This window comes from Nocardia sp. NPDC051321 (assembly GCF_044455225.1).
In the GTDB taxonomy this organism is placed as follows: domain Bacteria; phylum Actinomycetota; class Actinomycetes; order Mycobacteriales; family Mycobacteriaceae; genus Nocardia.
Genome location: NZ_JBITEM010000001.1, coordinates 782,118 through 794,492, shown reverse-complemented (window position 1 = coordinate 794,492; position 12,375 = coordinate 782,118). Strand labels below are relative to the sequence as shown.

At 68.0% G+C, this 12,375-nt stretch carries 15 protein-coding genes; 9 read left to right on the top strand and 6 right to left on the bottom strand.

What is annotated here, in order from left to right; translation table 11 throughout:
* From ACIA8C_RS03745 to ACIA8C_RS03735, 3 genes are read right to left on the bottom strand one after another with little or no spacing between them, the layout of a single operon-like run.
* On the bottom strand, positions 1-690 hold the full coding sequence (locus tag ACIA8C_RS03745; RefSeq protein WP_396992678.1) for a ferritin-like fold-containing protein: 690 nt from the start codon (positions 688-690) through the stop codon (positions 1-3).
* Positions 691-748: 58 nt separating this feature from the next.
* A complete protein-coding gene (locus tag ACIA8C_RS03740; protein WP_397130666.1) occupies positions 749-1,816 on the bottom strand; it encodes an alpha/beta fold hydrolase in 1,068 nt (355 codons plus the stop codon).
* Positions 1,817-1,872: 56 nt separating this feature from the next.
* A complete protein-coding gene (locus ACIA8C_RS03735) occupies positions 1,873-2,730 on the bottom strand; it encodes a hypothetical protein (protein WP_397130665.1) in 858 nt (285 codons plus the stop codon).
* A gap of 367 nt (positions 2,731-3,097) precedes the next feature.
* Between ACIA8C_RS03735 and ACIA8C_RS03730 the strand changes: the two genes are divergently transcribed.
* From ACIA8C_RS03730 to ACIA8C_RS03705, 6 genes are read left to right on the top strand one after another with little or no spacing between them, the layout of a single operon-like run.
* On the top strand, positions 3,098-4,864 hold the full coding sequence (locus ACIA8C_RS03730) for a DEAD/DEAH box helicase (protein ID WP_397130664.1): 1,767 nt from the start codon (positions 3,098-3,100) through the stop codon (positions 4,862-4,864).
* A gap of 27 nt (positions 4,865-4,891) precedes the next feature.
* Positions 4,892-6,127 carry a PQQ-binding-like beta-propeller repeat protein gene (locus ACIA8C_RS03725; RefSeq protein WP_397130663.1) on the top strand — a complete coding sequence of 412 codons (1,236 nt, stop codon included), beginning with the start codon at positions 4,892-4,894 and terminating at the stop codon, positions 6,125-6,127.
* A gap of 39 nt (positions 6,128-6,166) precedes the next feature.
* Positions 6,167-6,673 carry a nitroreductase/quinone reductase family protein gene (locus ACIA8C_RS03720; RefSeq protein ID WP_397130662.1) on the top strand — a complete coding sequence of 169 codons (507 nt, stop codon included), beginning with the start codon at positions 6,167-6,169 and terminating at the stop codon, positions 6,671-6,673.
* 57 nt (positions 6,674-6,730) lie between these two features.
* Positions 6,731-7,342 (top strand): acid phosphatase, encoded by a 612-nt coding sequence (locus ACIA8C_RS03715; protein ID WP_397130661.1) that lies wholly within the window; start codon positions 6,731-6,733, stop codon positions 7,340-7,342.
* Positions 7,339-7,824 carry a GNAT family N-acetyltransferase gene (locus ACIA8C_RS03710; RefSeq protein ID WP_397130660.1) on the top strand — a complete coding sequence of 162 codons (486 nt, stop codon included), beginning with the start codon at positions 7,339-7,341 and terminating at the stop codon, positions 7,822-7,824. Before ACIA8C_RS03715 ends, ACIA8C_RS03710 begins: the two co-directional genes overlap by 4 nt.
* A 15-nt stretch (positions 7,825-7,839) precedes the next feature.
* Positions 7,840-8,034, top strand: a complete 195-nt coding sequence (locus tag ACIA8C_RS03705; RefSeq protein WP_397130756.1) for an endonuclease V — start codon at positions 7,840-7,842, stop codon at positions 8,032-8,034.
* 38 nt (positions 8,035-8,072) lie between these two features.
* Here ACIA8C_RS03705 and ACIA8C_RS03700 read toward each other — a convergent pair whose 3' ends face one another.
* Positions 8,073-8,498, bottom strand: coding sequence for a hypothetical protein (locus ACIA8C_RS03700; protein ID WP_397130659.1), 426 nt, complete (start codon positions 8,496-8,498; stop codon positions 8,073-8,075).
* A 96-nt stretch (positions 8,499-8,594) separates the two neighbouring features.
* Here ACIA8C_RS03700 and ACIA8C_RS03695 point away from each other — a divergent pair, with 96 nt between their 5' ends.
* Together ACIA8C_RS03695 and ACIA8C_RS03690 are read left to right on the top strand one after the other, a co-directional pair.
* Positions 8,595-9,539, top strand: coding sequence for a diacylglycerol/lipid kinase family protein (locus ACIA8C_RS03695; RefSeq protein ID WP_397130658.1), 945 nt, complete (start codon positions 8,595-8,597; stop codon positions 9,537-9,539).
* Positions 9,540-9,791: 252 nt separating this feature from the next.
* Complete coding sequence (locus ACIA8C_RS03690; RefSeq protein ID WP_011211115.1) at positions 9,792-10,046, top strand: WhiB family transcriptional regulator; 255 nt, start codon at positions 9,792-9,794, stop codon at positions 10,044-10,046.
* Between the two features lie 183 nt (positions 10,047-10,229).
* On the opposite strand, the gene ACIA8C_RS03685 is transcribed toward ACIA8C_RS03690, so the two are convergent.
* Both ACIA8C_RS03685 and ACIA8C_RS03680 read right to left on the bottom strand, forming a co-directional pair.
* On the bottom strand, positions 10,230-11,744 hold the full coding sequence (locus ACIA8C_RS03685; protein ID WP_357380762.1) for a histidine kinase N-terminal domain-containing protein: 1,515 nt from the start codon (positions 11,742-11,744) through the stop codon (positions 10,230-10,232).
* Between the two features lie 20 nt (positions 11,745-11,764).
* Entirely contained in the window at positions 11,765-11,980 is a 216-nt protein-coding gene (locus ACIA8C_RS03680) for a biotin/lipoyl-binding carrier protein (RefSeq protein WP_397130657.1), read from the bottom strand.
* 138 nt (positions 11,981-12,118) lie between these two features.
* Between ACIA8C_RS03680 and ACIA8C_RS03675 the strand changes: the two genes are divergently transcribed.
* Positions 12,119-12,193 carry a 50S ribosomal protein bL37 gene (locus tag ACIA8C_RS03675; protein WP_110293457.1) on the top strand — a complete coding sequence of 25 codons (75 nt, stop codon included), beginning with the start codon at positions 12,119-12,121 and terminating at the stop codon, positions 12,191-12,193.
* Positions 12,194-12,375: the final 182 nt, after the last annotated feature.

The following is a 12,375-nucleotide window of genomic DNA, read 5'->3' as shown; positions in this document are numbered from 1 at the left end:
CTAGATACCGAGCTGCGCCATCCGCTCGGCGTGGCTGGCCTGCATGCGCTCGAACAGCGCGGCGATGCCGTTGAGGTCGCCCGCGGCGCCGAGCACCAGTTCGGTCAGCTCGTCGCGCTGCGCCATCACGTACTGCGCCTGGGTGATCGCCTCGCCGAGCAGGCGCCTGCCCCACAGGGTGAGCCGGTCGCGTTCGGAGCGGCTGGTCGCGACCGCGCGCCGCACCTCCTCGACGACGAATTCGGAGTGGCTGGTCTCGGCGAGCACGTCGCGGACCACCTCGGCGACCTCGGGGGGCAGCGCGCCGGCGATCTCGGTGTAGAAGTCGGCGGCGATGCCATCGCCGACGTAGAACTTCACCATCGACTCGAGCCAGGTCGAGGGGTCGGTGGACGCGTGATAGGCGTCCAGCGCGCGCACGAACGGCGCCATCGCGTCGAAGATGTCGACGCCACGCTCGGCGAGCGCCGACTCCAGCGCGTTGAAATGGCCCATCTCGGCGGAGGCCATTTTCGCTACCGCTACCTTGCCGCGCAGCGTCGGCGACAGCTTGGCTTCCTCGGCCAGCCGGTAGAACGCGGATATCTCACCGTAGGCGAGCACCGCGAACAGATCTATGACGCCGGGATGATCGGCGAGGTCGGCATCGGTCGACGAAACACCCAGCGCGGCAGGTGACTGTGCTCCCATGGCCCTAGCCTAGTACTCGTCAGCGGTCACGCCGCCGGGGAGCGAAAGTTGTCCACATTCACGCTGTCTCCGCCAAGAACTTGTCCAAATACGCCCATGTCGAGTTGCGTGCGTCAGGTCCGGTGAGGATGCCGAGGTGGCTGCCCGGCGCGGTTTCGTAGCGCACCGAGGCCGCGCCGGTGAGGGTCCTTGTGCCCGCCTCGACGGCGGCGGCCGGGGTGATCACGTCGGTGGGACCGCCGACCAGCAGCACGGGCGCGCTCACCTGAGCCAGCTCGATGCGCCGCTTGCCCAGCCGCACGACGCCACGGCCGATGTCGTTGTTCAGGATCAACCTGCCCCACAGCTGGCCGTAGAAGCGGCCGGGATAACCGGGCATCTCGGCCATGAACCGGTCGATGGTTTCCATCCTGGCCAGCGTCTCGGTGCGCGCGATATTGCTGGCGACGAACCACGGCCGGGTCAGCTCGCGGTCCCAGGAGGTGATCTTGTACGCGATTCTGGTCAGCGGCGCTGGCACGCCGCCCGCGGCGCGCACCAGTGTCGAGGTCCCGATGCCGCCGGTGAGCTTGGCGACCGCGCGCAGCTGCGGGATGCCCGTCATCTTGTCGTAGTCCAGCGGGGCGCCGACCACGGTGATGGAGCGGATCGGCAGCTCGGGATGCGCGGCGGCGGTGAGCAATGCCAGCGTGCCGCCCAGCGACCAGCCGACCAGATCGACCGGCCTGCCGTCGCGATCGGCGGAGGTGCGCAGCACCGCCTCGGGCAGGATCTCGTCGATCCAGTCCTCGAAGCCCATCCGCCGATCGCCGAAGGTGATGTCGCCGTAGTCGATCACGTACGGCGCGCGGCCGGTCTCCAGCAGGAAACCGGCCAGGCTCTGGTCCGGGCGCAGGTCGAAGCAGCTGGCAGGCGCGGCCAGTGGCGGCACCAGCAGCACCGCGGAATCCGTTGCGGCCGAGTAAGTCTCGGCCGCACCATGGCGATGCTCGAAGCGGCGCAGCTGGCGGTGCGGCTCGTCCCACAGCACGGTCGACGGGGTGGGGTCGGGTGCCTCGACGCCCGAACCGAAGGTCAACGCCCACGCGTTGCGGGCGGCGATCGTGACGGTGTCCGCGATATTCACCCCGAAAATGTCTCACATATCGGTACCGGCGGTAACAGGCAAGTCCGGTTTCGCGGCTATCGCTTGCCCATGGCGAGCGGATTGGCCATCGGCACGATGGCGGCGTGCACTCGGTCGGCCAGCGGCGCGAGCGAGGTCGTCAACTCGGTGACGGAGTCGGCGGACAGCACCGCAAGCGCGCCGTTCCAGGCCGCGTCGTCCGTGCTCGCCTCGACGCGACCGAGCAACTCGGCGCCACTGCCGGTCAGCGCCGGGCTGACCGGCTCCCCCTCCACCACTCCCCTGGCTCGCAATTCATCGAACGCGTCCGCCCACTCCCGGTCGGACACCCCACGCGCCCCGCGCAGCACCGATTCCGTCGCCTTGCCTGCCGCCGCCTGCATGACCATCGCCTGCCGCCCGGTCAGGCCGTGCGTCACCAACGCGGCCACGTGCCCGTCACCTCGATGCTCACGCAACGAGGTGGTCAGTTGCCAGAGCGCGCCCACCGGATCCGCGGCCAGCGGCAGCGCCGCGTTCGCCGCGTAGAGCGGCCTGCCGGTCGGATCGGCCTGTTCGAGCACCGGCGTGAGCAGTGAGACCGCGCGGGCACATTCCGCTTCCCCCGCCCCGAGACCGCGCAGCAGCGCGGTAGACAGGTCGAGCCTGACCGCGAGGCACTGCTCGGGGGTGGCCCGTGACCAGGCCCCCGGCAGTGCTTTGCGCACCATTTCCGGATGGAAACCGGCAAAGATCGCCTGCACTGTGGCGGGGGTCACCGCGCCGAGCGGTGCCGCCCGAAATGCGAAGTAAGTTTGCCAGTAACCGCGCAGTCCGATCGCGACTCCTGCCTCCTTGACACCGGCCCCGAAATAGACCACGTCGTGTAGTGGCTCGAGAGTCTTCCAGATTTGCCGCGCGGGATGAATTGCCATGTCGCGCAGCGTACGTCGATGAACGGCAGCGCGATACCGGAGTTCGGTTTCCGATTAATCGGTGGCGGCAATTCGAGCCGCGCACAATATCACGCTACAATCGCACCGGACAACGAAAAGTTTCGCTCGATGGAGTTGCCAGATCAGTGCGCGTACCGCCCCGCGGGACCGGCCGATCGGCATTACGAGCCGAGGTTTCGTCGTCCAGGAAAATGTGCGCGCACCAGCTTCGCATCACCAGTGCGCCGCGCCGATGTCTCCCGAGGTAGCCGCCTAGCCGCAGCACCCGAAGACATCCGGAACGTGGCCGGGTGAGTATCACAGGCGGAGACGTGGTCGTCGCGGGCCGACCGGTCCGCCCCACCTCGTGCGCGCGGGACGCGATTACGAGGAAGGCACGAACCTGAGCAAGATCACTGTCGAACAGGAACCCGGGGTCGCGGAGACGCTACTGACCGCCGAACTGGACGCAACACATACCGCACCCACATTTGCCGAATTGGGCGTTCGCGACGAAATCGTGCGCGCGCTCGACGAGATCGGCATCGAACGTACTTTCGCTATTCAGGAACTCACTCTTCCGTTGGCGCTCGCCGGTGAAGATCTCATCGGTCAGGCCCGCACCGGCATGGGTAAGACCTTCGGTTTCGGCGTGCCGCTGCTGCATCGCATTGCCACCGCCGACACCGGAACCACGCCGCTGGACGGCACGCCGCGGGCGCTGGTCATCGTGCCGACCCGCGAGCTGTGCATCCAGGTCACCTCCGACCTGGAGAACGCGAGCAAGTACCTGACCAACCACCAGGGCCCGCTGAAGGTGGCCTCCATCTACGGTGGCCGTCCCTACGAGTCGCAGATCGCGGCGCTGCGCACCGGCGTCGACGTCGTCGTCGGCACCCCGGGCCGCCTGCTCGACCTGGCGAACCAGAACCACCTGATCCTCGGCAAGGTCGGCGTGCTGGTGCTGGACGAGGCCGACGAGATGCTCGACCTCGGCTTCCTGCCCGATATCGAACGCATCCTGACCATGGTCCCGGACAAACGCCAGACCATGCTGTTCTCGGCCACCATGCCGGGCCCGATCATCACCCTGGCCCGCACGTTCCTGAGCCGCCCCACGCACATCCGGGCCGAGGAAGCGCACGAAACGGCCATCCACGAGCGCACCGCGCAGTTCGTCTACCGTGCGCACGCGCTGGACAAGAGCGAGCTGGTCGCCAAGATCCTGCAGGCCGAGGGCCGCGGCGCGACCATGATCTTCACCAGGACCAAGCGCACCGCGCAGAAGGTCGCCGACGATCTGGCCGAGCGCGGTTTCTCGGTCGGCGCCGTGCACGGTGACCTCGGTCAGATCGCCCGCGAGAAGGCGCTCAACAAGTTCCGCAAGGGCGGCATCGACGTGCTGGTCGCGACCGACGTCGCGGCGCGTGGCATCGACATCGACGACATCACCCACGTCATCAACTACCAGTGCCCCGAGGACGAGAAGACCTACGTGCACCGGATCGGGCGCACCGGCCGGGCCGGGCGCACCGGTATCGCGGTGACGCTGATCGACTGGGACGAGCTCGGCCGCTGGGCCGGTATCGACAAGGCCCTCGGCCTCGGCATCGCCGAGCCGGTGGAGACCTACTCGCGCTCGCCGCACCTGTTCGCCGAACTCGGCATCCCCGAGGGCGTGACCGGCACGGTCCGCAAGGCCAAGCCGGAGCGCGACGAGGACGCGGTCGTGGTGGAGCGCCCCGCGCGGGCCCCGCGCAAGCGCAACCGCAAGCGCACGGTGCGCGGCCAGCCGATCGACGAGGCCGAGACCAACGGGAACGGCACCGCGGCCGACGGATCCGAGGACGCGCCGCGCAACGGCGCGCACCCGGCCGATGACGCACCCGCCGACGAGAACGGCGACCAGCCTGCCCGTCGCAGGCGCCGTCGGCGCAAGCCCGCCGGCGAGGGCGACAACGGCTCCGACAACGCTGCCGAAGCCACCGCCGACGCCGCGGACGACAACGGAATCGGTGACGCGGAGTCGGGCGACCAGCCCGCGCGTCGCAGGCGCCGTCGCCGTAAGCCCGCCGGTGACAACGTGTCCGAAGACAGTGGTAGCGCGGTAGAGCCCGCCACGGCTTCGGTCTGACCGGCCGGATCCGCTACTCTCGCAATCGTGCTCGCACCCGAGCGGCGAACGCGCGCCGACGTCATCTCCGCTGCCGCGATCGCCGTACTCGTGGTGATCGCGGCGGTGGTGGTGTGGGTGCGCGGCGATGCGAACGGCACCGAGTCGGTGACCGCCAGCTCGCCGGTACCGACTCCGGCCGCCGCCGACCAATTGCCCACCTCGCTGCGTGAGCTGTGGCATGCGCCCGATACCGCCAGCGGCAGGGCGCTGACCTCGGCGGGCGTCGCGGTCACCGCGGCCGACGGCACGGTCACCGGCCACGACCCACGCACCGGCCAGGACCTGTGGCACTACCGCCGCGACATGCCGCTCTGCGGGGTCGAGGGCCAGTTCAGCACCGTGGTAGCGGTCTACCGCGACGAACGCGGCTGCAGCCAGGCCACCCTGCTGGCCGGCGACAGCGGCGCCAGGCGCACCGCGCGCAGCAGCTACATGGACGAGTCCGTGCGGCTGTCGGTCGACGGCACCTACGTGCTCGCGCAGGGACCGAAGCGGCTGGAGATGTGGCGCTCGGACCTGGTACGCACCATCGAATACGGGTTCGTCGACGCACCGGTGAACGTGAAAACCCAACCGCGCAAAGGCTGCACGCTGCTGTCCTCGGGTTCGAGCCCGTCCCGGCTCGGCGTGCTGGAGCGCTGCCCCGACGATCCGGCCGACCGGCTGACCATGCTGAATCCCGCGCCGAAGGACAACACGGTGCCCGAGGAGTTCGGCTCGCACATCTTGACCGGGGCGGGCGCGGATTCGCCCGACGCGCGCGTACTAGCGGTGTCGGACAGCAGGATCGTGCTCTACCTGCCGGGCGGACCGGCCGCCGCGGGCGTCGAAGCGGCCGCCCCGCGCCTGGCCGTTTACGACGCGACCGGTAATCCGATTGTGGTGCACCAGCTTTCGGCACCGCTCAGCGACAAGACGGCGACAACCCGAATCGGTTCGGCCTACCTGGTTTTCACCGGCAACAGCGTTATCGCGTTGAACGGCAGCACCTTCGACCCGATCTGGACCGCCGCCAACGCGCTCGGCTCGCCGAGCATGATGGCGGGCCGGCTGCTCATGCCGACCCAGGGCGCGATCGCCGCCCTCGATCCCGCCTCCGGCGCCGAGGTCGGCCGCATCCCGGTGGACCGCCCCGGCTACAACGGCGCGCCCATCTCCGTCGCGGTGCTCGGCACGACCGTCCTCGAACAGCGCGGGACCGACCTCTACGCCCTCGGCTGAGCGCAGAAACTTGTCGGTGGGTTGCGGCAGACTGCAGGCATGAGCGAACCGCAGCGCCCCGCAACGGATTCGACCGAGACGGTCACTTCCTTCGACGATCCCGACGCGCCGTGGAACCAGGAGTTCTCCGCGGAGCAGATGGCGAACTGGAACGACGGCGTCATCGAGGAATTCCGGTCGAACGACGGCAAGGTCGGCGGGGCCTACGCGGGCGCCGAACTACTCCTGCTCACCAGCACCGGCGCCAAGAGCGGCAAGCGGCACGTAGTCCCGCTCGGCCTGCTGCGCCGCGACGAGACCCTCTATGTGAGCTCCTTCGTCGAAGGCAAATACCCGGCCTGGTACCACAACGTGAAGGCCGACCCTCGGGTCACGCTGGAGTTCGGGAACAAGACCTACCAGGGCACCGCGCACGCGCTCGAAGGCGCCGAGTACCACGAGTTCGCCGCCTGGGCATTGGCGCACAATCCGCTGCTCGCCGACTACCAATCCAAGGTCGAGCGCCCGCTGCCGCTGGTCGTGCTCACCCTGGACCAGCCGAGCTGACCGGGGGGAACACCGGCCGAACGATACAGCTCGGGGCGGGTGAACCATGATGGATCCATGTCAGTACTCGATGACGCTCGACTAGTGCTGCTGCGACACGGTGAGACCAGCTGGTCCACCCAGCGGCGCCATACCGGCCGCACCGACCTGCCCCTCACCGAGCACGGCGAGGCTCAGGCCAGGGCCGCGGGCCCGCTGCTGACCGCGCTGAAGCTGCGCGATCCGCTGGTGTTCGTCAGCCCGCGCCAGCGTGCGGCGCGGACCGCGGCGCTGGCCGGACTCACCGACCCCACCGTCGACAACGACCTGGCCGAATGGGACTACGGCGACTACGAGGGCCTGACCACTCCGGAGATCCGCGAGACCGCACCGGGCTGGACCATCTGGACCGGCGCCGTGCCGGGCGGCGAGTCCGCCGAGGCGGTGCGGGCCCGGGCCGATCGAGTGCTCGCCTCGGTGGAACCGCTACTGCCCGAACGGGATATCGTGCTCGTCGGGCACGGGCACTTCTCCCGGGCATTGATCGCCCGCTGGGCCGAGTTCGACCTGCGGGAGGGTCGCCGGTTCGCCATGTCGACGGGCGCGCTGACCGTGCTGAGCTATGAACACGCTGTGCGAACCATCCTGGCGCACAACCTGGTTCCCACCGCTGATGGAGTAACACTGTGACCGCAGAACTGCGCCGCGCCGTCGCCGCCGACGTGCCGGGCCTGGTCGGCCTCGTGCACGACCTCGCCGAATACGAGAAGGCCAGCGACGAATGCACAGTCACCACAGCGCAATTGGACGCCGCGCTGTTCGGTCCGGATCCCAAGGTCTTCGCGCACGTGGTCGAGGAGGACGGCGACCTGGTCGGCTGCGCGATCTGGTTCCTGAACTTCTCCACCTGGAACGGCGTGCACGGCATCTACCTGGAGGACCTCTACGTCAAGCCGCAAACGCGCGGCAAAGGCTACGGCAAGGCGCTGCTCGCCACCCTGGCCAAGGAGGCCGTCGACAAGGGCTATAGCAGGCTCGACTGGGCCGTGCTCACCTGGAACAAGCCGTCCCTCGATTTCTACGAATCCCTCGGCGCCGCAGCGCAAGACGAGTGGGTCGGCTACCGCCTCACCGGCGAGCCGTTGGGCAAGCTCGCTAAGGAAGCGCAGTAGTTCACCGATGATGACCTGGCCGGGCCGGGCCTGCTCGCCTTCCGCGAATTGCCCACGACCATGCGGGTATTGGCGCAGCTAGACGCCGCACCAGGCCTACTGGCCTGTGACGCACAGGGTTTGGCCCATCCACGCCGCTTCGGCTTCGCCTACCTCCCGGAAACCACCCGGCGCGCCGACTCGCTCTGCCGGACAGCACTCGCCGAATAGCCGTCAACGGCACGATACCCAGGGTCAAGCCCCGTTGATCAAGATTTCTCGGGCTCGATCGCATAGTCGGCGGCCATCCACCGGGTGGACGCCGGGGCGAACAGCAGCACCAGGGTGGCGATGACGACGACGCCGAGCAGCGTGCCGAAGACCGGCTGATGCGAGTCGGTGAGCAACGACCAGGTGACCGGCAGCAGCAGCAACTGGGCGATCACCGCGATCGCGCGCCCCCAGCGCTTTCCCAGCAGCAGCCCGATGCCCGCGGCGAGCACCGCGCCGCCGAGGATGCCGAACCAGGCGGCCGTGCCGTACCCGCTGGTCTTGGACTGATCGTGGCCGAGCAGCCCGCGCACGATCAACACCAGCGCGGTGATCACGGCGACGGCACCCTCCAGCGTCACCAACCCACCCGCGCCACGCACCGTCTTCGGCGCGCCACCAGAAACGTCCGCGTTCTCAGCCACCCGTCAAGCCTACGACCCGCCGTAGTCGTCGTCGCCGCGACCGCTGGCGGTTCAGCGGCTTTTCGGACGGATCCGGCGGCGATTAGGCTGCGGGACGTGCGGACGCTGCTGATCGTGAATCCGAATGCCACCTCGACCACGCCGGCGACCCGGGACCTGCTGGCACACGCCCTGGAGAGTCGCACCCAGCTGACCGTCGCGCACACCCAGCACCGCGGCCACGCCGCCGAATTGGCGCAGTGGGCCGCGACCAACGAGATGGACCTGATCGTCGTGCACGGCGGCGACGGGACGGTCAACGAGACCATCAACGGCTTCCTGCCGCTGCCCGAGCTCAACGACGGCCAAGCCTGGCTGCCCAGGCTCGGCGTGATTCCCGGCGGCTCGGCGAATGTGTTCGCGCGGGCGCTCGGCATCTCACCGGACCCGGTGACCGCTACCAACCAGCTCATCGATCTGCTCACGCTGGACCGGGACCGGCGGATCGGGCTCGGCCTCGCCGATGACCGCTGGTTCTGCTTCAGCGCGGGCGTCGGCCTGGACGCCGACGTGTGCGAGGCGATCGACGCGAGCCGCGCCGACGGGAAGACCGCCTCGCCCGCCCGCTACCTTCGAACAACCGTACGACAGTTCTTCCGGGCCAAGCGGAACGAGCCGAGCGTCCGGATCGAGGTCCCGGGCCACGAGCCGGTCACCGATGCGCATTACGCCTTCGTAACGAACACCACGCCGTGGACCTACCTCAACACCACGCCGGTGCACACCAACCCCGGCACAAGGTTCGAAGACGGTCTCGGCGTGTTTGCCGTGCGTTCCATGGCAGTACTGCCTACACTGCTGCTTGCCAGACAGCTCTTGGCAGTCGACGGAAACCCCAAGTCTCGCAATTTGTTTCGCGAGGACAACGTTCCGTCCGTGCGTATCGAGACGAAGGAACCCATCGGTCTGCAAATCGATGGCGACTTTATCGGGAAGCGCAACGTGGTGGATTTCACGGCCGTGCCCGCCGTCTTGGATGTCGTGGCGCCGCGACCAGAGTGATGCAGGAAACGCACGAAAAACATCGTGGTAGTGCTGCGAAAACTGGGTAGAGCGAGTACAAAGGACCGGGCAGGTTCCCCTAACGGGGGCCGATAGAGCGTGAGCTTCCCCACGGTGCACCAGATACCTATTGACATCTACGGTGTTCGTGAAAGCATTCACAAGCAACCGTGCGGAAACATTCGAGTCGCACAAGTGAACGATCCACAAACCGTCGGCGCCATTTGCGGCGCCCAGCAAAGGAGCAGAGGAATGGACTGGCGCCACAAGGCCATCTGTCGCGACGAGGACCCCGAACTGTTTTTCCCGGTGGGTAACAGTGGTCCTGCGCTCGCGCAGATTGCCGATGCCAAGCTGGTCTGCGCTCGCTGCCCCGTTACCGCCGACTGCCTGTCCTGGGCCCTGAAGTCCGGACAGGATGCCGGCGTGTGGGGCGGTATGAGTGAAGACGAGCGCCGGGCGCTCAAGCGTCGCAACGCACGCACGCGCACCCGCACCGTCGTCTAGCAGACGATTGGATTTACCGGGCCAATCAGCCCCGGTCCGGTAAACGCATTTAAGCCCGGCACCCTCGAGGTGCCGGGCTCTCTTGTACCACAACGCATATAACGAAACGACTGGCCAGATCGCCCGTGCCCGGAAACACCGAGCCGGTCGAACCTTTCGAAATCGCCGAACTAAGCCGGACCACTAACGGCCGGAACGCCGCCCCAACGGAACCCGCAGTACCGCATCGGTTCCGATGTCTGCACCGGGATGCAGGCCGATCGAACCGCCGAGTTCCGCGGTCACCAGTGTGCGCACGATTTGCAGGCCGAGGCGGTCGGAGGATTCCAGGCTGAAACCGGCGGGCAGGCCGCGCCCGTCGTCGCTGATGATCACGTCGAGCCAGCGCGCCGAGCGCTCGGAACGGATTGTCACCGTGCCGTTCTCGCCGGAATCGAAGGCGTGCTCGATCGCGTTCTGCACCAGCTCGGTCAGCACCATCACCAGCGGCGTCGCGCGTTCGGCGGAGAAGACACCGAGCGAGCCCGCCCGCCGCACCTTGATCCGAGCGGTGTGCACGGTGGCCACGTCGGCCATGATCGGCAGCAGCCGGTCGACCACCTCGTCCAGGTCGACCTCTTCGTCCACCGACATCGACAACATCTCGTGCACCGACGCGATGGAGGTGACCCTTCGCACCGACTCGGTGAGCGCGACCTGCGCCTCCTCGTTCTCGGTGCGCCGCGCCTGCAGCCGCAGCAGCGCGGCGACCGTCTGCAGGTTGTTCTTCACCCGGTGGTGGATCTCCCGGATGGTGGCGTCCTTGCTGAGCAGCGCCCGATCCCGGCGTTTGACCTCTGTGACATCGCGCACAAGTACTGCGGCACCGGCCAATTCGCCGTGCGGGCGCAGCACAAGGGTGCGCAGCAGCACGGTCGCGCCGCGCGCCTCCACCTCCATCCGGCGGCCGGTGCGCCCGGCCAGCGCGGCCTGGATGTCGCCGACCACCTCTTGCGCGTCGAACGGGTCGGTGATCAACGAGCGGGTGAGGACCGCGAGATCCTGGCCCGCGAGATCGGCCTGCAAGCCCATCCGGTGATAGGCGGACAAGGCGTTCGGGCTGGCGTAGACGACGATGCCCTCGGTGTCGAGGCGGATGAATCCGTCACCGGCGCGCGGACTGGAATGGGTGGCCGCGCGATCCTCGGTGGTCGGGAAGGTGCCGTCGGCGATCATCTGGCACAGATCGTCGGCGCAAGCGACATAGGCGATTTCGAGCGTGCTGCGCACCCGGGAGCGCTGTACGTCGGTGTCCCGGCTGAGCACCGCGATGACGTCGTCGCCGCAGCGCACCGGAATGGCCTCACGGATCGCGTGCACCGGGGTGGGGTGATAGACGCCCGCGGTCTCCACGTCACGATCGGCGCGGACGATCTTGCCCGACATCAACGCCTCGAACACCTGCGGATGGTCGGCCTGCAGGGCCAGGGTGCCGACCAGATCCTCGTGGTGCACGGTGGATGCCGTGGTCGGACGGCATTGCGCGACGCACACGATGTCGGCGCCCGCCGCGATCGGTCCCGCGCCGACCCACAGCTGCAGATCGGCGAAGGACAGATCGGCAAGCAGCTGCCAATCACCCACCACGCGCTGCAGATGGTCCACGGCGACGCCGGGTAAGTCGGTGTGTTCGGCTAATAGCTCGCTCAGCGTCGCCATGAAGATCTACCGCTAACGCTCTAGGAGATGACTGCGATCAGGTGACCGGCTTTGATGGCATCGCCCTCTTTGACGCCGATCGAGCTGACGGTGCCGCCGACCTCGGCGAGCACCGGAATCTCCATCTTCATCGACTCGAGGATCACCAGGGTGTCGCCTTCTTTGACGGTATCGCCCTCTTTGGCCACAACTTGGTAGACGACCGACACCAGCTCGGCGAGCACTTCCTCAGCCATCTAACACCCCATTCGTTCGGTAGGTTCACCGCAGCTCACTCGGCGAGTCCGAGCGGCCGAGCCGCACGGCCTGCATCCGCTGAAGGTATAGCCAACCACACGTGAAAGAATGGCCTTCAACCAGAAGGGAGACTACTCATGGGCAAGCGCGGACGTAAGAAGCGTAGTCGCAAGGGCAACGCGGCCAACCACGGCAAGCGGCCAAACTCCTGAGCGAGAGCTCGGTCGAAAAACGCAGAGCGGCACGCACTTCCATAAGGAAGGCGTGCCGTTTTTTTGGCCGCGTGGCCGCGGCGTGTTCGCGGCCCCCCGGGGTGGGGGGGGGGGGGGGGGGGGGGGGGGGGCGGGGGGGGGGGGGGGGGCGGCCGCGCCCCCCCCCCCCCGCCCCCCGCCCC